We start from the raw sequence: 19,359 nt of genomic DNA on the forward strand, positions 1-19,359 counted from the left end.
CTATAGTGGCGGCTATTTTTAGTCCGTACGAAATTCAATTGGTTTTTCAGTGGCCTCCTCGCAAGTGGGATTACTGCACTGGGGCTGCTCCTGTTTCTCCAGTTTCTGGTGTCATGGCTTACACTGAGATGGAAAGCTGCCAGAGACCTGATCAAGGGATCTCCTGAAGCTCTCTATGCAGACGGCACCTTCCGTGAAGAAGCCATGAGGAGGACACGGGTACATCAAACTGAAATTCTGCAAAGCGTTCGCGAAAAAGGGATTGCCTCACTTGAACAAGTAGAAGCAGTCGTTCTGGGAACGAATGGAGACATCTCTGTGGTCCAAAAAAGCAGCCAGGGAGCTGTTTCCGATACGCTCACAGATGTTAACGGCATGAAAAAGACGCCGGCCCCCTAAGAGGCCTGCGTCTTTTTCATGCCGTCAATTAATTCGCTATGCGTATGGCTATCTTCCCGAACTGTGTGCTGTTCTCCAGTTTTTCCATGGCGTCCCGGATGTCTGCCAGCTGATAAACCGAATCGACGATCGGATGGATATCCTTTTCCCCCATCAGCTTCAGCAGATCACGCAGTTCTTCCCGGTTACCCATCGTAGAACCGAGCAGATCATACTGTCCGTAGAAGAAGGAACGCAGGTCGAAACGGATATGGTCGTCAGTTGTTGCACCAAACGTGACGATGCGACCGCCCTTTTTCAGCACCTCGAGCGAACGGTTGAACGTCGCTTCCCCTACGCTATCAATAATGAGATCGATGTTTTCCTCCTTCAGCTCTTCTTTCCAGTCCGCATTCGTGTCAATGGCACGGTCTGCACCGATTTCGACCGCCCGGCTGCGCTTGTCCGCGCTCCTGGAAGAGACCAGTACCCTGGCGCCGAGTGCTTTAGCAAATTGGATAAGATAAGTCGCCACCCCACTACCCGCTCCCGGGATGAACACCGTTTGGCCGGCTTTGACCTGACCCCGTGTCACAAGCGCCCTGTATCCGGTCATGGCTGCAAGTGACAGAACGCCAGCCTCTTCCCATGACAGCCCAGAGGGTTTTGGTTCCAGCTGATCTGCAGAAATCACGATTTTTTCCGCCATCGTCCCGTTGTCCGGCATGCCGAGGATATCGAACTCCGCGGGAGGCGCTGCTGACTGCTCCATCCATCGAAGAGCGGGATTGATGATGACTTCATCCCCTTCGCCAAACCGAGTCACTCCATCCCCGACCTGGCTGACGACACCCGCTCCGTCCGACCCGATGACGACCGCTTCCTTGTCAGGCCCGAGGCGTCCAGGAATGTAGAGGTCCCGCCGGTTCAGTCCGGACACTTTCAGCGAGACGACCGCCTCCCCCGGTCCTGCGACCGGATCTTCCATCTCTTTCAGTTTCCACGTTCCCATTTCATAAACGAATGCCTTCAATTGGTCCACCTGCCTTAAAATGTTGACTGAATGCTTCCAAATCTTCCATTGATGCGATATCCCTCGGGAAAAGGGGTACTGAGATTAACTCCTGATCCCGAAAAGTTTCTGAAATCTGATTTAAATAACCACGTTCATGCTCCCTGCGTTCCCGGAGAAACTCCCCGTCCGCTTCTTCCGGCAGAACCTTATTGATGATGAGTGTACGGACATGAAGGTCGTGGCTGCCCAGGAGCGTTACTGCCTTCTCGGTTTCAAGGATCGGCAACCGCTCGGGATTCAGCACAAAGATAAATCCTGTCTTGTCGGGATTAAGAAGGATTTCCCTTACTCGGGTAAAACGGTCCTGCCGCTCCCGCAGGACATCGTAGATGGGGTCTTCAACAGGATCTCCATCATTCAGCAGCGCCGAATAGTTTTCGTTCGTTTTCCTCCGTCTCTCAAGCAATCCCCTAATCCAGACACCCATTAGCTCAGGCAATGTCAGAAGCCGGATAGTATGCCCTGTCGGCGCAGTATCGAATATGATGCGGTCGAACCCGTCCCTCTCCTCGAGGAGGATGGTGACGAGCCTGTCAAACAGCGCTGCTTCATCTGCTCCGGGAGACGCCTTTGCCGTGTCCAGCTGCCGATTGACTTCGTCGGCCATGCCCGAATGGACAATTCCTTTCAGATTATCCTTCACGGTTCGGATATAATTTTCGGTCTCCCTGTCCGGATTGATTTCCAGCGCGGACAGGCGTTCTGATACGTCGGTGATGTCCCCGTCCAGTTTCCTCCCAAAAATATCCCCGGTGTTATGTGCCGGGTCGGTGGAGACGAGGAGGGTCCTGTGTCCTTCTGCAGCGGACTTTAGTGCAATGGCCGAAGCCGAGGTGGACTTGCCGACACCGCCTTTTCCTCCCACGAAAATAACTTCCTTATTTAACACGTCCATTCAGATCCCTCCTTTAGCAGCAACGGATTCCGGTAAGCGGGGATTTCTCCATTCCCATCCGGAGGTGCCAGTCATGGAACTTCTCGATCATGTAAGGGTACAGCTCCAGTGTGTAGTAATAGACTGGATTAGGAATGCCGATCATCTCGGAGTATAGAAGAAGCAGGAAAAGATCATCCTCATCCCGGAGTTCCGCCGCTATTTCCCGCTTATGGGGAAGACTGATGACTTCCTCATAATATCGGATCAGTTTCTTGAGTTTTTCTGACAGTTCGATCTGGTCCACCTCCATTAAAGAAAGGGGCCGTTCCGACGGCCCCCGTTCCTCACATCAGTCTTCCACCGGCAGTTTTCGGTCGATGCCCCGCGTCAGGACATTAAAGGCAGTGAGAATAATCCAGACTGCAAACACGAAAATGATCGCTCCGAAAACGAACAGCAGCATATTCGAGTTGGTGCCCCACATCGACCATTCGAAGAACACCTGCTGGAACATGGCAATGAGCGTCATGAACAGGAGGAAGATCATCGGGATCAGTGCGACCATATAGTTTCTGCCGAGTTTTTTGAGCCAGACTGCTATCAGCATGAGACTGATGCCGGCAAGAAGCTGGTTTGCGGTGCCGAATAGCGGCCAAAGCAGATATCCGCCTGATCCGAAGCCATTCGGCCCTTTGGGGATCAGGACAAGTGCCGCACTGGAAAGGACGGCCACGGACGTTGCCACGTGAGTTTTGGAAAGTACCGGCATTTTGTACTCCATGCCAATTTCGGCGATGATGTAGCGCATCAGCCGGACGGAAGAGTCCAGCGTCGTTGCTGCAAAACTGATAATGATGATGGAGACAATCGTTGTCGCCACACTTGCGGGGATGCCGATGCCTCCCGCAAGGCTGGACGCACCTTCCACAAAGTTGCCGAGGCCGCCGGCATTTGCCGCTCCAAAGCTGCTGTAGGCTTCTGTAAATGCCGCCGCACTAGGGAACAGCGTCACGACAGCCAGGATGGAGATCAGCGCAAGGATGCCCTCACCGACTGCTCCGAGATAGCCGACAAAGCGGGCATCGGTTTCTTTATCCAGCTGTTTTGAGGATGTTCCGGACGATACAAGGCCATGGAAACCGGAAATGGCCCCGCATGCTATCGTGATAAAGAGAAGCGGGAACCAGGAAACATCATTTGCTGCGTGGACAGCCGGCGCCGTGATCTCCGGATTTGTGAAAATCAGGCCGAGATACAGAATGCCGAGTCCGACCACAAGCTGGTGGGAGTTGATGAAGTCACGCGGCTGAAGAAGCTTCCAGACCGGAAGTGTCGAGGCGATGTACACATAGATCATGAGGATGACGATCCAGATGAAGAAGGCTGACGACACGGCACCCAGACCGAACAGCCCTGCTCCTTCCTCTCCCCCCATCATGGATACCAAATCCACCTGCAGCCAGCTTACCTGGCTCGCGATAATTGCCGTTATATACATGACCGCAAGCGCGATCAGCGAAGGAATAAGCATCTTCTTCTGCCGTTTATATACGGCATAACCGATCCAGACCGCCAGCGGAATCTGGATAAACACAGGAATTACACTTGCCGGGTACTTGATGAACAGATTGGAAATGACCCAGGCAAATACTGCGTTGACCATCAGGACGAGGATCAGGATGATGAACAAAAAGAGCATCTTTGCTCTCTGTCCAATCAGCCGGTCCGCAATGGTTCCGACGGACTGCCCCTTGTTCCGGACAGACAGTGCCAGCGTCCCGAAATCATGGACACCTGCCGCAAAAACCGTCCCCAATACTACCCACAAAAATGCGGGCAGCCATCCCCAATAAACGGCAATTGCCGGCCCGAGTATCGGGGCCGCTCCGGCGACAGACGTAAAGTGGTGTCCCCACAGAACAAATTTGTTTGTCGGGACAAAGTCAACGCCGTCCTTGTACTTGTGGGACGGTGTGACATAATTCGGATCGAGACGGAAGATGCGTTCCGCGACAAACTTTGAATAATAGCGATAACCAAGCGCGAAAACAACCATCCCGATCACAGCAACCAGAATTGCATTCAAACGATTTACCCCCTTTTATTGATCGTTATATGGAACCCGCTGACGGCAATCTGCCGCAGAGGCGGAAACCCAATTTTTTGTCTTGTATTCTATGTATATGTGTACATTATAATTGAAATTTCCGTTTATTCAAAGCTGTCGGATATATTTCTTTTTTCTCAGTAAAAAAGACGGGGCCTCCCCGTCATCTCTCATTTGTGGCTCAAATATCGGAAAATCTGATCTCTGATTATCTGGTTCAGCCCTTCCGGCAGCTCATCCGGCAGGAAGAATCTGGCGTCTGCAGTTTCAGTGCCATCCGGTTTAGGTTCCTGGTCTCCTGCTGCATGTGCAGCAAAAACGATCGTGACGGAGTAATACTCATCTCCATTTTCCAATCTGGAAAATGTCTGTGGACCGGAAACGACTGTCACGAGAGTCAGTCCGTCAATTTCGATTCCTGTTTCTTCAAGTACTTCCCGACGTCCCGCCTCCTCCGCAGTCTCACCCAGTTCCATGAATCCCCCTGGGATGCCCCAGCGCCCGTCAAAGCCCTGTTTCAGGAGAACCCGGCCCTTGTCATCCAACACGCCTACCCCGACGCCGGTCAGCAGAAGCGGCCGGCTCCCAGTAAGTTTCCTTAAATCCTCGATATAACCCATCGGTCTTCCTCCTATAGCTCCCCGATCGCACGGGCATAAGCATCATGCCAAGCTTCCCAATCTGCGTGCCGGTCTTCGGGCTTTTCGCCGTCCAGAAGACAGCCTATAACATCCAGGCACACATGCCAGCCAGCCAAATCTTTTACGGTCTGCTCCGTCAGCTTTCGGATCGTCTCCTTGAATGCGAGCACTGTGCTGCCTCCATCAGAAACCAGATCGAACCTGACCACATCACCGAACCAGTCGAATTCGATGGTCTCTCCGGATTCAAATCTGAAAATCTCCAATTTCTCTCTTCCGTGCTCTCCCATGTCAAACAGATAATGGCCGCCTTCTGCAGCCTCACCCATCCGAAGCTCGTCAAACCAGCCTGAGAGCCGGTCATTGTCGGTCAGATAGGCCCAAACTTCCGTTCTTTCATAGGAATACCGGACTTCCCGATAAGCCGTCAATCCTTCCCCGTTCCTTTTCAATTCAGCGATTCCAGCCATTGGTCTCCCCCTCTGATAAATCAATCCGCCCTGCCATCATTTCGGCAGGACGGATCGGGATTCCTTCTTAAAATTGACAATTCGGTCAGGACAATATGCGGCCTGGCTCAATGTCGGCTTCCAGTACAACCGGACAATGATCGCTCCCCATGATGTCACAATGGATATCCGCGTTTGTCAAAAGCGGTGCCAGCCGTTTGGACGCAAGAAAGTAATCGATCCGCCATCCGATGTTCCGCTCGCGGACCTTATTCATATACGACCACCAGGAATAGACATCGGTACGGTCCGGATAAAAATGCCGGAACGTATCGATGAAACCTGCTTCCAGCAGATTTGTCATCTTCCCGCGCTCTTCGAAGGTAAAGCCTGAATTACCGACATTCGTCTTAGCATTTTTCAGGTCGATTTCTCTGTGGGCGACATTCAGATCCCCGCAAATGATGACAGGTTTTTCTTTATCAAGATACTTCAGGTGATCCAGAAATCGGTCTTCCCATTCCAACCGCAGCGGGAGGCGGCCCAAGTCACGCTGTGAATTGGGCGTATAGACGTTGACCAGATAGAAAGCCGGGAATTCCAGGGTGAGTATCCTGCCTTCGTCCTGGGCATCCTCATCACCGAGGCCATAACGGACCGATAAAGGTTCGTGCTTTGTGAAAACCGCGGTACCGGAGTAACCTTTTTTGACGGCATAGTTCCAATACTGATGATAGCCCTCCAGCTGCAGGTCGATCTGACCTTCCTGGAGCTTCGTTTCCTGCACGCAGAAAACATCAGCATCCACTTCATTAAAATAATCCAGAAATCCTTTTTTCACGCAGGCCCTCAGCCCGTTTACATTCCAGGAAACGAATTTCATCCTGTTGCTCCTTTCATGCAAAAACCCGCCTTCCTTGGAGGGCGGGCATGCCGATTCTATTATCATTCATCGCCGAGGTCGACGTTGTGGTAGACCTGCTGTACATCTTCAAGGTCGTCCAGTGCGTCGATCATCTTCTCGAACTGGGCTTTGTCGTCATCTCCAAGTGCGACTTCCGTCTGCGGGAGCATGCTGAGCTCCGCCACCTGGAATTCCGTGATGCCATTCTTCTTGAAAGCTTCCTGGACCGAGTGGAAGTCTTCAGGCTCGGCATATACGATGACACTGCCCTCTTCCTCGAAAACATCTCTGACTTCGATGTCTTCTTCCATCAGCATTTCAAGAATTTCTTCTTCCCCTTTGCCTTCAATACCGAAGACCGCCGTGGAGTCGAACATGTAGGAAACCGAGCCGGCTACCCCCATATTGCCTCCGTTTTTGCCGAATGCCGCACGCACTTCCGAAACCGTCCGGTTGACGTTGTTTGAAAGCGCATCGACAATCACCATCGAACCTCCGGGACCGAAGCCCTCATACCGGAATTCATCAAAGTTTTCATCCGAGCCGCCTTTTGCCTTATCGATGGCCCGGTCAATGATGTGCTTGGGGACGTTATAGGTTTTTGCACGTTCCAGCACCATCTTTAGTGCCTGGTTGGATTCCGGATCAGGTTCTCCGCGCCGTGCGGCCACGTATATTTCACGGCCGAACTTTGCGTTAACCCGGCTGGTGCTTTGGTCTTTTGCTGCTTTTTTATCTTTGATATTATTCCATTTACGACCCATGAGATTCACTCTCTTTCGGATTTGAACTTCTCTGCAGTAATACAGTATACCAAAAACTCCCGGCAATATGAATTCTGAATCGCCACATCCATACCGGAAATGGCCAATATGATATCATGGGAGAAAAGACTCGTCAAAGAAAGGCCGGGATGACATGGCTTCAATCAAACTGACTACCCTCACTAAAAAAGGCGGATGCGGATGTAAAATCGGACCAGCAGACCTTGCGGGCGTACTTCGTGAACTGCCGGCTGCCTTACCGGATCCGAACCTTCTCGTTGGACTGGATACAAGTGACGATGCAGGCGTATACCAGCTCACCGACGACCTGGCACTTGTCCAGACAACCGACTTTTTCACGCCGATCGTCGATGATCCTTATGACTTTGGACAAATTGCCGCAACCAATGCCATCAGCGACATCTATGCCATGGGCGGCACACCTGTGACCGCTCTGAACATCGTGGCATTCCCGATCGGCAATCTCGACAAGAAGATCCTCGCCGATATTCTGCGTGGCGCGGCAGAGAAAATGAAGGAAGCCGGCGTTACGTTGGTCGGCGGCCACTCAATAGATGATCAGGAGCCAAAATATGGGCTTGCCGTAACCGGGACAATTCACCCGTCGAAAATCCGCACCAATGCTGGTGCAAAACCCGGCGATAAGCTCATACTGACAAAACCGATAGGAGTCGGCATCTACACCACTGCCCTGAAGCGTGATCTTCTTTCGGAAGAAGATATCCGGGAAGTGACGAACGTGATGACCACACTCAACAAAACAGCAGCCGAGACGATGAATGAATACGACGTCCACGCAACAACCGATGTGACCGGATTTGGACTCCTCGGTCATGCAACGGAAATGGCCCAGGGCAGCGGCACGGGGCTGATCATCCGTTCCAAAGACGTTCCGGTCCTTCCGCGTACCCAGGAACTTGCCGGGCAGGGTGCCGTTCCGGGCGGTACCAAGAACAACCACGCCCATGTTGCAGACAGCATCACCTATCCGGCCGGGATGGACGAGACCGCCCAGTGGATCCTGTGCGATGCCGTTACATCAGGCGGACTCCTTGCCGCTGTAGAGGGCAGCCAAGCTGAAGGCTTGCTTGATGACCTTCGCAAAAACGGAGTCGATGCCCATATCATCGGTGAAGTGACTGAAGAAAACGCAGGCACCATCCGAGTCCTGTAAGCCAACAAAAGGAAAGAGATGAATCATGAAGCGAGAACTGACACTCGACGAACTGTTTAAACAACGAAAAAACAGCAATCATGCCCTCGTGGACGTACGATCTCCGAAGGAATACGCTGAAGGCTCGATGCCCGGCGCCATCAATATCCCGATTTTCGACAATGAGGAACGGGCGGAAGTGGGTACAATCTATAAGCAGGATGGACAACAGGCCGCAATGAAGCGCGGACTTGAGATCTTCTCCGCAAAACTGCCTGAGTTTGTTGAAGAATTCCGGAGCCTGAACCAGCCGTTCACCGTCTTTTGCTGGCGTGGAGGCATGAGAAGCAAAACAGCGGCAACGATGACGGACCTGATGGGCCTGCGCGCAAGCAGACTGATCGGAGGCATACGCACATATCGCCAATGGGTAGTTTCAGAGCTTGAAAAAGCTGAATTCAGTCCCCCGCTTATCGTACTGAACGGTTATACGGGCGGCGGCAAAACCGCGATTCTCCATCGCCTGGAAAGTGACGGGTTCCCCGTCATGGACCTGGAAGGGATGGCCGGCCACAGGGGATCCATCTTCGGCGCGATCGGCCTGGAACCAAGCAATCAGAAAAAATTCGATGCCCTGCTGGTCGGCGCCATGAAAAGCTTTGAAGACGCACCTTTCGTCGTTATTGAGGGAGAAAGCAGAAGGATCGGCAAGGCTGTACTCCCTGAATTCTTCGATCAGAAAAAGAACGAAGGCATCCACCTTTTCCTCCGCCTTCCGATCGAAGAGAGAGTACAGAATATCCTGAATGATTATGACACGGAAGCCTATCCTGAGAAATTTCTTGAAGCATTTTCAAAAATCGAACGCAGGATCCATACGCCGATTGCCAAGGAGATCCGGAATCATCTTGAGGAAAACCGTTTCAGGGAAGCGTTCCGGCTTCTGCTGGAATTTTATTACGACCCGCGCTACGAGCATTCCGCAGGACTGGATGAAAACGATGAACGCCAAATCTTTATCGATGCCGACAATATGGAAGACGCCTACCGGAAAGTCCGGCAGCAGATCCAACGCATCGGAAGAAAACTTGCAGCCGGGGAAGCCGCGGCGGGACAAGACCATAAATAAAATTAAAAGCAGGCGGGGAAACCTCAAGGACTCCCCCCTGCTTTTTATCTTGCTTGCCAACAGGAATAGCAGGTATGCAGCAAGCCGGTCTGATCAGTTTTTCGTTCATCGCTTTATTTTATCATTCAGCTCTATAATCTCATCGTTCGCGTATGACTGCCGGACGAATGACGAGATTGACGTCATGAATGATGAAACTTCCACCTCGAATGACGAAACTGAACCGCAAAGACGCTCCATTTCCCTTCCGGTTGTATCGTTTTGTTTCTCATAGGTTTTATGCTACATTACAATTATTCTAATTTAGTTTCCGGGAGCGATGCCAAGTGACTATTTACGAACCCGCCATCCATTTCATGGATGTCCGATATTTCATTGACAACAAGCCTATTGTCGGCCCGATCACGGGGTCATTCCCCTCCGGCCGGATCACCACATTGGTCGGGCCTTCCGGAGCCGGAAAAACGACTATTCTTAAACTATGCAATGGCCTGCTGTCCGCCGATTCCGGAGAGATCCTTATCGATGGTCAGTCAGCGGCCACATTTGAGCCGACTGATCTCCGGAGAAAAGTCGGTATGGCCCTTCAGGATGCTCCGATGGTCAACGGGACTGTCTATGATAACCTGGCACTCCCGCTCCGGCTTCAAAAAAAAGAACTCCCGGAGCCGGATGCCATATCATGGCTCGAGGATGTTGGCCTATCCGGAGACTATCTCCATAAACAAGCTTCCGAGCTTTCGGGCGGTCAACGCCAAAAAGTCTCCATCGCCAGGACGCTCATCAACCGGTCTGACATTTTACTGATGGATGAAATCACATCTGCACTGGACAAGGCATCCAGGCGCGAAATCGAATCGCTCATCACACGCATCAATCAAAAGTACGGTACGACAATCATCTGGATTACACACAATCTTGAACAGGCCATCTCCATCGGCGACTACACTTGGGTGCTGATTTCCGGTGAGCTGATTGAAACCGGTGACAGCCACATCCTTGAAGACCCGGCAGATGAACGGGTCCGGCGGTTTGTTAAGGGGGAACTGCAATGAGTCCGCTTGCCCTCTTTCTCACACTCATCTTCGTTCTCATTCCCCTGGTTCTGTCAAAAACCTTAAACCTCGGGCTGGAGAGAGATACTATTATTGCGACCGTCCGGTCGATTACCCAATTGTTTGCGGTTGGGTATATTCTGAAGTTTGTCTTCGACTCTGACGGTTACCTGTACATTCTGCTGATGATCGCTCTCATGATTTTTGCAGCAGTGCACAATGCTTCGAAGAAAGGCAAGGCCATTCCCGGCATCCTTTGGAAAATTACCGTCACCATTGTCGTCGTGGAACTGCTGACACAAGCAATCCTGCTTGGCTTCGGAATCGTACCGGCTACGGCACAGTACATCATACCGATCAGCGGGATGGTCGTCGGAAATTCAATGGTGCTCTCCATTCTTTTCCTGAACCGCTTCACAGCGGAGCTTGAAGCCAACCAGAACCGGACTGAGCTGATTTTATCCCTGGGCGGGACGCCCAAACAGGCAGTCCATACACAGCTGACAGATTCCATCAAAGCCAGTACGATTCCGACCATTGAAAGCCAAAAGACGATGGGTCTGGTTCAGCTGCCGGGCATGATGAGCGGTCAGATCATCGCAGGCGCCGACCCGGTACAGGCGGTACAGTTCCAACTGCTGATTTTGTTCCTGCTTTTGACGACCGCAGTCGTTTCAAGCATCCTGCTCGGGTTCTTGTCCTATCCTTCCCTTTTCAATGAACGGATGCAGCTAATCCGCCAGAAAAACGACTGACCATTCGCCCGCAGCACTTCCCCGTGCCTGCGGGCGTTCTTAATCTTTCCGGATTCCGAATGAAAAAGAGGATTTTCTCTATCCCGGACGAAACTTTGTCATGATGGAAATGGTTTTCTGCTGTGTGACAGGACATTAATACGGGAATTGAGAGAATGACGAAGAGCGGATCAGAGAGATAGAGGAGGAGATTTTCATGTATAAGCGGATACTTCTGGCCGTGGACGGGTCCGACCATTCGCTTCGGGCCACTGGACAGGCCGCCGTTCTCGCAAAAGCGATGGATGGAGCGGTGGAGATCGCTTATGTCGCGGATTTTTCAAAATCAAAGAATGCTGTGCTTCACTCAAGGGGACGCTCAGAATTGGAACTTCAAAGACGAAAGCTACTTTTGCCTGCAGAAGAATTGTTGAAGAGTGAGCAGGTGCCTTTTGAAGTGAATATCCTTCACGGCGACCCCGGGCCGGCCATCGTTTCCCATGCAAATGCCCATGCATTCGATCTGGTCATCATTGGCAGCCGTGGCTTGAATCCTTTGCAGGAAATGATGCTGGGCAGCGTCAGTCACAAAGTATTGAAACGCACTGAATGCCCGGTCATGATCGTTAAGTAAGTATCATTACCCCATAATAAAAAAGGGAACTGCGAAAATGAATCCGCAGTTCCCTTTTTGCCGCGACCGATCAGCGCCAGTTTTTCATGATTCCAAGACCGATGATGCCGATAAAAGCAACGATCGATACAATGATCAGAATCGGAAGTAAAGTATCTCCCAAGTAATTCAAGGCAGTTCCTCCTTAACTCCAACTCAATAACTTTCATCCGGGCGTAACCCTCATTCTTTATTGTACCCCATAGCCAGGTTTTGTGACAGATACTCTCTGCAAAATTTAAGTGCAGAGTTCATCAGGAAAGCCGATTTTTCACGATTCCGCCACTTCTTCATTGCCTGGCACAGGCGTCCCCTGATGGAATATCATTTTCCAGCGGCTGCCGTCAGATTTCCAGATCGAGCTGCGGTTGGCTGCATTTCCTGTTTCTTCATCCACTGTCCGGTAAACAGCCAATACGGCACGATCTCCGATTGTCTGTAAGCGAAATTGATCGATGCTTAGTCTGACGTTCCCGAGTGAGCCTGCCCTCATACAATCGTCCTTCGAAAAAGATCCGCCGGATTTGCCGAATTCGAAAAACGTTTCATCGAGCAACGGGCCAAAACGGTCCGGATCGCTCCTGACCTGATTGTCCAACAGGTCCATTTCAAGCTTTAGAATGTGTGCTGTCAACGCTTCCAATTCCGATAACCCGCCTTTATGCTGATTTCAAGCTTCCACAGGATTATCGGTTTTGATGCAGACAATCTCGACTTCCCACTTGTCATTGATATATAGGCCTACAATTTCCTTGAATCCGAGGTTCCAGGACTGGATAAGCTCCACTGAATCCAGTATTTTCCCTTTTTTCTTTTCGGCACTGACCGGATATCCGGCACAGTCATAATGGCCGGCAATGGCAATATACTTAGAAGCGTGTCTGTCCGTCGATACGCGCACACGGTCGTAGATATTCTTGATGATTTCCGTATTGTCGCTCCGGAGCAGCTTATTGGGTCCGGCTTCGGTGATCATATCCACATAAAGCGCATTATAGCGCTGTTTCATCCAATTCATAACCGGTTCCTGGACGCGACCATCCATACAGTTGATTGCTGTTACAAATTCATTCTTTTCCATGACATTCCCCCCGTTTCCGGACCGCCCATAGGGTCGCGATCCAAATCAACCTTCAAAAGCTATTTAAAGAATATCAATATCCCGCCACAAGATGCGAATTTTTTCGATTCTTGTCGAAATTCGTTCTTAAGTCATGGTTCTCCGGAACGGGAATTCGAACCGGATTAGACCGCGTGCGCGGTAATCACCGTTCGGTTGTAGCGATTATACATGATTCCCATTGCCGCGTCTCTAAAGAAAAAAAAGGATGCCGGCATTGGCATCCTTTTTTGCATTATGCAGTGTTTCTTTCCCGATGTTCCCGAACTCCATACAAAGCGACGTACAACAGAACTGCGAACAGGACAACTCCGGCCAAGAGCTTAAAGATCCCGTCATAACCGACGTGCGGCACAAGGCTACCTAGGATGTAGGGGCCAAAGCCCACACCGAAGTCGAGAAAGATGAAGAACGTTGAGGTTGCAAGACCCATCTTATGAGGGTCTGCGACCTTAACCGACAGTGCCTGTGCGCTTGATTGGAAGTTGCCAAAACCAAGCCCGATCAGTACACCCGCCCCAAGAAGCATGGCCCCGGTGGATGATTCACTCAGCAGTACCAGCCCGCCGGCGAAAAGAAAGAGTGCCGGCATGACTACAATATTGCCGCCCTTCAGATCAAGCAATTTGCCGGTAAATGGCCTTGAAAGCAGAACCGTAATCGCATAAACGAGGAAGAAGAAGCTTGATGCGGTCACCAGATTCACTTCTTCTGCGTAAAACATGATAAAGCTCAGCACCCCGCCATAGGCAATTGCCACAAAGAGTGTGACAATACCGATCGGAAGCGCATTTTTTTCCATGAAGGACCATACGCTGAAGCTTTCTTTTTCCTTCTGTGAATGGACAGAATCCAAATCCTCATCCGCCTTGATTGAAATGGCCAGTACAAATGAGGCAAGAGCCAGGATCGTACAGAAAAGGAAGAGCATCGAAAATGGCAGATGCTTTGCAAGCAAGATTCCAAGGAACGGCCCCAATGCAGCGCCCAGTACGCCGCTAAGGCTATAATACCCGATCCCCTCCCCCCTGCGGTCCGGAGGCAGCACGCGGGCAACGATCGATCCCGTAGCAGTAGATCCGACCCCCATCCCCATACCGTGGATAAAACGGATCAGCAGAAGGAGCGGCAGATTAAAGGCCAGGAAGTAAGTAGCGCCGGATACAACATACAGCAGTGTTCCGGCCACAAGGACCTTTTTATTGCCGATTCTTTCGACAAGCGGCCCGGCAATAAAACGTGCCATGAGCGCACCGATGATATAGGAACCGGAAACAAGTCCTGCAGTGCCGGCATTTGCCTGGAACCTGTCAGCCGCAAATGGCCCGATCGTCACCATCAGCAAATACATGACGATAATCAGGAAGAAGTTAATAAGTGAAGCGAAAATAAAATCTTTCGTCCAAAGCTTGTGAGTCTGCATATACAACCTCATTCTGACTTATTGAGTAATGCCTATAGAAATTCTCCAACCCCAAAAAGCGCCACACTCTACAAGCGGCGCTGCATCTCTGTGAAGCGTTCGGACATGGCGTTCTGTTCATGTTCCGGGATGTCCCCAATCACTTCCCGCTCCAGCTTTTCAATAATTGCTGACGCTCCGTTATAGACGTTGCGTCCATCATCAGTCAGCAGAATCTGTTTGGCTCTCCGGTCCTGCCCCTGCCTGGTTTCGATCAGGCCGATTTCCAGCAGCTGCTGAATCGTTCTGGAGACGCTCGGTTTTTCAACAAATTGCCGTGCAGCCAGCTCTGCAGGTGTCATCCCTTCCTGCTCGGCGATCAGACGGAGTGCCGACCATTGAGGCAGTGTCAATCCCACTTCCGAAAGCGCTTCTGAAGTTTTTTGAATGAACGGGCGATATAGATCGGTGAACCTCCTGAAAAACAATTGATGCGATTTCAGATTCATGGAATCCTCCGGAAATAAAATATTAGTTAGTTTAGCTAACTAATGATATCATGTTCTTTTTCACCTTGTAAAGTAAACTCCCCATCATAGAAAGACAGCTGATGATCATTTGCCATCAGCTGTTTCTTTTAACAAGATAGGTTCTTCTTGGGTTGGCTTCGGTGAGATACCTGCTGAGTAATCCAGTTTAAGTTTTTCCAATTCCAATTTCATCTTTTCTGTCTCGGCAATAAAGTTCTGCTGTTTGAGCTTTTCCAATTCGATTTCATCCTGAAGCCTGTCTTTCTGAAAAGCAAACATTCTTCTCCGATGTTCAGTGATGATTGCTGTTAGTGGGATCGTCATGACGATCATTACGATCAAAATTGCTCCCGACATTTATAACAGCTCCTTTTAAAGTTTGTTAAGATACGGATAGAGTGGCGGAAAAGTTTCAATTATCAGATGAAAGTATTTTTTGCGCCAATTTACCATTGATTAAAAATCAATAATGATGCATAATCATTCTTAACATTCGCATTGGAGGCGTTTCGGATGAAGAAAAGGCGGATTGTCGTCAAGATTGGAAGCAGTTCACTGACTGATACGTGCGGCGGACTGTCGGATGCCATGGTTCGTGAACATGCGGCGGCAATCGCTTCATTGATGCAGGCTGGACATGAAGTAGTTCTTGTTTCTTCAGGGGCAGTTGCAGCCGGTTTCAGGAACCTTGGGTACACCTCCCGTCCCGGCTCTACGGCAGGCAAACAGGCGGCGGCTGCAGTCGGCCAGGGACTGCTGGTGCAGGCCTATACTGAAGCGTTCCGCAGCCACGGGATCGTGGTGGCACAGCTTCTGCTGACGAGGCAGGACCTCATGCGCAAGGAGCGCTTCCACAACACCGGCCGGATGCTGGAGGAACTGCTTCACCGTGGTGCTCTTCCCATTGTAAATGAAAATGATTCGGTATCTGTTGAAGGAATCACTTTTGGGGACAATGACATGCTTTCGGCTCTTGTGGCCGGCCTGGTCCACGCTGACTTTCTCTCGATCCTCACTGATGTTGACGGACTTTACGATGGCAATCCGAACTCCGATCCGGAAGCTAAAAAATATGCCTTCATCCCGGAGGTCCATGACGGTTTGCTGAAACAGGCCACAGGGACAGGATCGGCTGTCGGAACCGGAGGCATGCGTTCAAAAGTGCTTGCCGCCAGAACTGCTGGCAGTCTCGGTGTCCATGTATTCATCGGTACCGGTGAAGGGGCCGAAAAACTGATCGATATTGTGGAAGGTCGCGGAAACGGCACCTACATCGGAATTTCCTCACTTATGTCCGGCAAGGATTCAAAACGCTGGATGGCTTTATGTTCCGTGCCGGCGGGAAGCATCACCGTGGACAGCGGCGCAGCCCGTGCACTTGCCGGGAAAGGCACCAGCCTGCTGCCGGTCGGCATCACCTCGGTCACTGGCACATTCAAACAAGGTGAAGTGGTGAACGTCCTCGACGAGCAAGGCGAGCTGATCGGCAGAGGCATGGTGAATTACCCTGCCGAAACAGTCAGGGAGATTATCGGGAAACCGGGAGATGATGCCATGAAGATTTCAGGAGGGACTACACCTGAAGTCATTCACTGCAACCGGTGGATTCATCTGAAAATCAAGGAGGCGGTACGATGACGAACGTTCAGAGCACCCATTTCGACGCACTTCAGACGATCGGGATCAACTCGAAGAAAGCCGCGGCCAGCCTGGCAGGGTTGCCGACTGCGTTAAAAAACGATGCCATCAAGTCGATCTCGGAGGCACTCCGGTCCAAGGCCGCACTTATCCTTGACGCAAACCGCGAAGATTTGGAAGCAGGCCGTGCCGCCGGTTTGTCCGACTCCCTTCTGGACCGGCTCATGCTGGATGAATCCCGCATAGGTGCCATGGCGGATGCGCTTACTGAACTGACTGCAATCGACGACCCGGTCGGTCAAATTGTAGATGAATGGGAACGGCCAAATGGCCTGAGACTGTCTACTGTGCGGGTTCCGCTTGGTGTGGTCGGAATCATTTATGAAGCACGTCCCAATGTCACTGTCGATGCGGCTGCCCTGTGCCTCAAGACCGGTAATGCCGTCATTCTGAGAGGCAGCTCGTCGGCCATCCATTCCAATATGGCACTTGTGGCCGTAATCCGGGATGCCATCGAAACTGCGGGCCTTCCGGCAGATGCAGTGCAGCTCGTGGAAGACACAAGCCGGGAAACCGCCGCCCGCCTATTTAAGATGAATGATGTTCTTGATGTCCTCATTCCCCGTGGCAGCGCAAATCTGATCCGAACCGTTGTAGACCAGGCGACAGTTCCGGTAATCGAGACCGGTGCCGGTAATTGCCATGTCTACATCGCTGAGTCTGCCGACAAAGAGATGGCCATCCAGATTGCGGTAAACGCCAAAACGCAGCGCCCTTCCGTCTGTAATGCGGCGGAAAAGATTCTGATCCATCAAAACTGGCCACATACGGCGGAGCTGGTGCAGGCATTGCAATGGGAAGGTGTGGTCGTCCACGGTGACGAAGGCATCATCGATCGTGCGGATGGTGTACTTGTCGCCTCCGACGAGGATTGGGCGATGGAATACCTTGACCTCGAAGTCGCGATTAAAGTTGTTTCTTCAACCGAAGAAGCCATCAGCCATATCAATACTTACGGCACCCGGCACTCGGAAGCCATCGTCACCAATGACACGGCCGAAGCGGCAAAATTCCAGATCGGTGTCGATGCAGCGGCCGTTTACCACAACGCATCCACACGCTTCACTGACGGATTCGAATTCGGATTCGGCGCTGAGCTCGGCATCAGCACACAAAAATTGCATGCTCGCGGACCGATGGGGCTCCCTGCCCTCACTTCGGTGAAGACATTAATCTCGGGCAGCGGACAATGCAAGTGATTCATATGGGACTAAGAAAGCCGGCTCCGATCCTGGGAGCCGGCTTTTTTATGGCCAATTTCAATCCCACTATGCCTGCCAGGATGCCAACGGTTTACCGCCTTTCACGCAGGGCAATACTTTACATATATTTCCCTGCGTGACCGAAAAGGAGGAAGCAGTGACCATGCCACCACATCACAAATTCAGTCATAAGACGAAGAATTTATGGGCCGGTATTTTGTTTGGATTAGGGTTTGTCGCGTTTATCGATGAAACCATCTTTCACCAATTACTCCACTGGCACAAATTTTACGATCGTTCTACGACAGCCGTCGGACTCATTTCAGACGGACTTTTTCATGCATTCAGCTGGTTCGCCACAGTTGGCGCGCTATACCTGGTTGCAGATCTGATGCGCCGGCATGCATTTTGGCACAAGATGTTCTGGGGAGGGAAACTGCTCGGCGGAGGAGGCTTTCAACTGTATGATGGCATCATCCAGCATAAGCTGATGAGGATCCATCAGATCCGCTACAATGTGGACATTCTGCCATACGACCTCATTTGGAACATTACAGCCGCTATCATGATCATTGCGGGGCTTCTATTAATCCGGAGTGCCAGGAAAGATAGCATACGGATAAGCGGGGGCGAGACCTTTGCATCATGAGCATGCATTCCTTCCCCCTGCCCTCCAGATGCTCATTGTGTTTTTCGCAACTTTAGGAACTGCTGGATACCTCCTCCTGATGCTTAGGACAAATAAAGTCCAACGGCTAAAACAATGGCCGGCCTGGAGGTTTATTTTGTGGCTATCAGGATCGTCAATGGCGGTGGCGGTTTTTGCAGGACCGCTTGCCGACGCTGCCCATCTGGATTTCCGATTTCATATGGCTGGCCACCTGCTCCTCGGGATGCTTGCGCCGCTCCTGATGGCCCTTTCCGCACCCGTCACCCTGCTACTCCGGGCACTCCCGGTACCGGCTGCCAGGCAGGTTACGAAGATGCTTCGGCATCCGGTCGCACGCTTTTACCGGAATCCCATCACGGCGTCCGTGCTGAACATCGGCGGGCTCTGGCTCTTGTACGCCACACCCCTGTTTCAGCTGATGCACCATCACCTGTGGCTTTACCTGCTCATTCACATCCATGTATTTGCTGCGGGCTATCTGTTCACAATATCCATGATTTATATCGACCCGGCCCCTCATCCAAGCAGCCACTTGTTCCGGACGGTCATTTTTATCTTTGCACTTGCGGCTCATGGCATACTGAGCAAGTACATTTATGCAAACCCCCTCCCCGGCTTTCCGGCAGATGAAGTTAGGGAAGGCGCCATGCTCATGTATTACGGAGGCGACCTTGTCGATCTTGTCATCATCATCCTGCTGTTCAGCAGCTGGTATCGGGCAACCGCTCCCCGGCATTCCTATCAAAAAATTGAAACGTCTTAGCCTCTCCCCTAAAC

At 51.4% G+C, this 19,359-nt stretch carries 23 protein-coding genes; 10 read left to right on the forward strand and 13 right to left on the reverse strand.

What is annotated here, in order from left to right; genetic code table 11:
* The first annotated feature begins 108 nt into the window (after nucleotides 1-108).
* Entirely contained in the window at nucleotides 109-399 is a 291-nt protein-coding gene (locus AC6CHQ_RS12575; RefSeq protein ID WP_498081657.1) for a DUF421 domain-containing protein, read from the forward strand.
* Nucleotides 400-427: 28 nt separating this feature from the next.
* Here AC6CHQ_RS12575 and AC6CHQ_RS12580 read toward each other — a convergent pair whose 3' ends face one another.
* The 8 genes from AC6CHQ_RS12580 to AC6CHQ_RS12615 form a co-directional block, all read right to left on the reverse strand.
* Nucleotides 428-1,411, reverse strand: a complete 984-nt coding sequence (locus AC6CHQ_RS12580; RefSeq protein ID WP_251238498.1) for a zinc-binding dehydrogenase — start codon at nucleotides 1,409-1,411, stop codon at nucleotides 428-430.
* Nucleotides 1,392-2,348, reverse strand: coding sequence for an ArsA family ATPase (locus AC6CHQ_RS12585; RefSeq protein ID WP_092051602.1), 957 nt, complete (start codon nucleotides 2,346-2,348; stop codon nucleotides 1,392-1,394). The genes AC6CHQ_RS12580 and AC6CHQ_RS12585 overlap by 20 nt, the downstream gene beginning before the upstream one ends.
* 13 nt (nucleotides 2,349-2,361) lie before the next feature.
* A complete protein-coding gene (locus tag AC6CHQ_RS12590) occupies nucleotides 2,362-2,640 on the reverse strand; it encodes a cory-CC-star protein (protein WP_177168312.1) in 279 nt (92 codons plus the stop codon).
* Nucleotides 2,641-2,679: 39 nt separating this feature from the next.
* Nucleotides 2,680-4,416 carry a carbon starvation CstA family protein gene (locus tag AC6CHQ_RS12595; RefSeq protein ID WP_251238497.1) on the reverse strand — a complete coding sequence of 579 codons (1,737 nt, stop codon included), beginning with the start codon at nucleotides 4,414-4,416 and terminating at the stop codon, nucleotides 2,680-2,682.
* A gap of 191 nt (nucleotides 4,417-4,607) precedes the next feature.
* Nucleotides 4,608-5,057 carry an NUDIX hydrolase gene (locus tag AC6CHQ_RS12600; RefSeq protein WP_251238496.1) on the reverse strand — a complete coding sequence of 150 codons (450 nt, stop codon included), beginning with the start codon at nucleotides 5,055-5,057 and terminating at the stop codon, nucleotides 4,608-4,610.
* Nucleotides 5,058-5,068: 11 nt separating this feature from the next.
* The gene (locus AC6CHQ_RS12605; RefSeq protein WP_498081658.1) at nucleotides 5,069-5,548 is read right to left on the reverse strand and encodes an SRPBCC domain-containing protein; all 480 of its coding nucleotides are present in this window, start codon (nucleotides 5,546-5,548) and stop codon (nucleotides 5,069-5,071) included.
* Between the two features lie 85 nt (nucleotides 5,549-5,633).
* Nucleotides 5,634-6,410, reverse strand: a complete 777-nt coding sequence (locus AC6CHQ_RS12610) for an exodeoxyribonuclease III (RefSeq protein WP_092052185.1) — start codon at nucleotides 6,408-6,410, stop codon at nucleotides 5,634-5,636.
* A 62-nt stretch (nucleotides 6,411-6,472) separates the two neighbouring features.
* On the reverse strand, nucleotides 6,473-7,195 hold the full coding sequence (locus tag AC6CHQ_RS12615; RefSeq protein WP_251238494.1) for a YebC/PmpR family DNA-binding transcriptional regulator: 723 nt from the start codon (nucleotides 7,193-7,195) through the stop codon (nucleotides 6,473-6,475).
* Nucleotides 7,196-7,349: 154 nt separating this feature from the next.
* On the opposite strand from AC6CHQ_RS12615, the gene selD reads away from it, so the two are divergent.
* The 5 genes from selD (at nucleotide 7,350) to AC6CHQ_RS12640 (ending at nucleotide 11,921) form a co-directional block, all read left to right on the forward strand.
* Nucleotides 7,350-8,390, forward strand: coding sequence for a selenide, water dikinase SelD (selD, locus tag AC6CHQ_RS12620; protein WP_251238493.1), 1,041 nt, complete (start codon nucleotides 7,350-7,352; stop codon nucleotides 8,388-8,390).
* Nucleotides 8,391-8,415: 25 nt separating this feature from the next.
* On the forward strand, nucleotides 8,416-9,498 hold the full coding sequence (mnmH, locus tag AC6CHQ_RS12625) for a tRNA 2-selenouridine(34) synthase MnmH (RefSeq protein WP_251238492.1): 1,083 nt from the start codon (nucleotides 8,416-8,418) through the stop codon (nucleotides 9,496-9,498).
* A 356-nt stretch (nucleotides 9,499-9,854) separates the two neighbouring features.
* Complete coding sequence (locus tag AC6CHQ_RS12630; RefSeq protein ID WP_498081700.1) at nucleotides 9,855-10,553, forward strand: ABC transporter ATP-binding protein; 699 nt, start codon at nucleotides 9,855-9,857, stop codon at nucleotides 10,551-10,553.
* A complete protein-coding gene (locus AC6CHQ_RS12635) occupies nucleotides 10,550-11,308 on the forward strand; it encodes an ABC transporter permease (protein WP_092051624.1) in 759 nt (252 codons plus the stop codon). The genes AC6CHQ_RS12630 and AC6CHQ_RS12635 overlap by 4 nt, the downstream gene beginning before the upstream one ends.
* A 196-nt stretch (nucleotides 11,309-11,504) precedes the next feature.
* Nucleotides 11,505-11,921 (forward strand): universal stress protein, encoded by a 417-nt coding sequence (locus tag AC6CHQ_RS12640; protein WP_251238490.1) that lies wholly within the window; start codon nucleotides 11,505-11,507, stop codon nucleotides 11,919-11,921.
* Nucleotides 11,922-12,231: 310 nt separating this feature from the next.
* On the opposite strand, the gene AC6CHQ_RS12645 is transcribed toward AC6CHQ_RS12640, so the two are convergent.
* The 5 genes from AC6CHQ_RS12645 to AC6CHQ_RS12665 all read right to left on the reverse strand — a co-directional run bounded on the left by AC6CHQ_RS12645 (nucleotide 12,232) and on the right by AC6CHQ_RS12665 (nucleotide 15,369).
* The gene (locus AC6CHQ_RS12645) at nucleotides 12,232-12,603 is read right to left on the reverse strand and encodes a nuclear transport factor 2 family protein (protein WP_092051629.1); all 372 of its coding nucleotides are present in this window, start codon (nucleotides 12,601-12,603) and stop codon (nucleotides 12,232-12,234) included.
* 27 nt (nucleotides 12,604-12,630) lie between these two features.
* Entirely contained in the window at nucleotides 12,631-13,041 is a 411-nt protein-coding gene (locus tag AC6CHQ_RS12650) for a carbonic anhydrase (protein ID WP_092051631.1), read from the reverse strand.
* 274 nt (nucleotides 13,042-13,315) lie between these two features.
* Nucleotides 13,316-14,503 (reverse strand): MFS transporter, encoded by a 1,188-nt coding sequence (locus tag AC6CHQ_RS12655; RefSeq protein WP_498081659.1) that lies wholly within the window; start codon nucleotides 14,501-14,503, stop codon nucleotides 13,316-13,318.
* 68 nt (nucleotides 14,504-14,571) lie between these two features.
* Entirely contained in the window at nucleotides 14,572-14,991 is a 420-nt protein-coding gene (locus AC6CHQ_RS12660; protein WP_251238489.1) for a MarR family winged helix-turn-helix transcriptional regulator, read from the reverse strand.
* 105 nt (nucleotides 14,992-15,096) lie between these two features.
* Nucleotides 15,097-15,369 carry a hypothetical protein gene (locus AC6CHQ_RS12665; RefSeq protein ID WP_245744320.1) on the reverse strand — a complete coding sequence of 91 codons (273 nt, stop codon included), beginning with the start codon at nucleotides 15,367-15,369 and terminating at the stop codon, nucleotides 15,097-15,099.
* A 156-nt stretch (nucleotides 15,370-15,525) separates the two neighbouring features.
* Between AC6CHQ_RS12665 and proB the strand changes: the two genes are divergently transcribed.
* The 4 genes from proB to AC6CHQ_RS12685 all read left to right on the forward strand — a co-directional run bounded on the left by proB (nucleotide 15,526) and on the right by AC6CHQ_RS12685 (nucleotide 19,345).
* Entirely contained in the window at nucleotides 15,526-16,650 is a 1,125-nt protein-coding gene (proB, locus tag AC6CHQ_RS12670; RefSeq protein WP_251238488.1) for a glutamate 5-kinase, read from the forward strand.
* A complete protein-coding gene (locus AC6CHQ_RS12675; protein WP_498081660.1) occupies nucleotides 16,647-17,909 on the forward strand; it encodes a glutamate-5-semialdehyde dehydrogenase in 1,263 nt (420 codons plus the stop codon). The genes proB and AC6CHQ_RS12675 overlap by 4 nt, the downstream gene beginning before the upstream one ends.
* Nucleotides 17,910-18,075: 166 nt before the next feature.
* Entirely contained in the window at nucleotides 18,076-18,561 is a 486-nt protein-coding gene (locus AC6CHQ_RS12680) for a DUF2243 domain-containing protein (RefSeq protein WP_251238486.1), read from the forward strand.
* Between the two features lie 28 nt (nucleotides 18,562-18,589).
* Nucleotides 18,590-19,345, forward strand: coding sequence for a cytochrome c oxidase assembly protein (locus AC6CHQ_RS12685; RefSeq protein ID WP_251238601.1), 756 nt, complete (start codon nucleotides 18,590-18,592; stop codon nucleotides 19,343-19,345).
* Nucleotides 19,346-19,359 lie beyond the last annotated feature (14 nt).

The sequence above is a fragment of the Bhargavaea sp. GQ12 genome (assembly GCF_059758705.1).

Bases quoted from the DNA above. Each gene is read 5' to 3' on its own strand.
- mnmH (WP_251238492.1), top strand. From the start codon at position 8,416: ATGAAGCGAGAACTGACACTCGACGAACTGTTTAAACAACGAAAAAAC.
- AC6CHQ_RS12650 (WP_092051631.1), bottom strand. From the start codon at position 13,041: ATGGAAAAGAATGAATTTGTAACAGCAATCAACTGTATGGATGGTCGC.
- AC6CHQ_RS12590 (WP_177168312.1), bottom strand. From the start codon at position 2,640: ATGGAGGTGGACCAGATCGAACTGTCAGAAAAACTCAAGAAACTGATC.
- AC6CHQ_RS12640 (WP_251238490.1), top strand. From the start codon at position 11,505: ATGTATAAGCGGATACTTCTGGCCGTGGACGGGTCCGACCATTCGCTT.
- AC6CHQ_RS12660 (WP_251238489.1), bottom strand. From the start codon at position 14,991: ATGAATCTGAAATCGCATCAATTGTTTTTCAGGAGGTTCACCGATCTA.
- AC6CHQ_RS12680 (WP_251238486.1), top strand. From the start codon at position 18,076: ATGCCACCACATCACAAATTCAGTCATAAGACGAAGAATTTATGGGCC.
- AC6CHQ_RS12655 (WP_498081659.1), bottom strand. From the start codon at position 14,503: ATGCAGACTCACAAGCTTTGGACGAAAGATTTTATTTTCGCTTCACTT.
- AC6CHQ_RS12610 (WP_092052185.1), bottom strand. From the start codon at position 6,410: ATGAAATTCGTTTCCTGGAATGTAAACGGGCTGAGGGCCTGCGTGAAA.
- selD (WP_251238493.1), top strand. From the start codon at position 7,350: ATGGCTTCAATCAAACTGACTACCCTCACTAAAAAAGGCGGATGCGGA.
- AC6CHQ_RS12675 (WP_498081660.1), top strand. From the start codon at position 16,647: ATGACGAACGTTCAGAGCACCCATTTCGACGCACTTCAGACGATCGGG.
- AC6CHQ_RS12615 (WP_251238494.1), bottom strand. From the start codon at position 7,195: ATGGGTCGTAAATGGAATAATATCAAAGATAAAAAAGCAGCAAAAGAC.
- AC6CHQ_RS12665 (WP_245744320.1), bottom strand. From the start codon at position 15,369: ATGTCGGGAGCAATTTTGATCGTAATGATCGTCATGACGATCCCACTA.
- AC6CHQ_RS12630 (WP_498081700.1), top strand. From the start codon at position 9,855: ATGGATGTCCGATATTTCATTGACAACAAGCCTATTGTCGGCCCGATC.
- AC6CHQ_RS12600 (WP_251238496.1), bottom strand. From the start codon at position 5,057: ATGGGTTATATCGAGGATTTAAGGAAACTTACTGGGAGCCGGCCGCTT.
- proB (WP_251238488.1), top strand. From the start codon at position 15,526: ATGAAGAAAAGGCGGATTGTCGTCAAGATTGGAAGCAGTTCACTGACT.
- AC6CHQ_RS12585 (WP_092051602.1), bottom strand. From the start codon at position 2,348: ATGGACGTGTTAAATAAGGAAGTTATTTTCGTGGGAGGAAAAGGCGGT.
- AC6CHQ_RS12635 (WP_092051624.1), top strand. From the start codon at position 10,550: ATGAGTCCGCTTGCCCTCTTTCTCACACTCATCTTCGTTCTCATTCCC.
- AC6CHQ_RS12605 (WP_498081658.1), bottom strand. From the start codon at position 5,548: ATGGCTGGAATCGCTGAATTGAAAAGGAACGGGGAAGGATTGACGGCT.
- AC6CHQ_RS12685 (WP_251238601.1), top strand. From the start codon at position 18,590: ATGCTCATTGTGTTTTTCGCAACTTTAGGAACTGCTGGATACCTCCTC.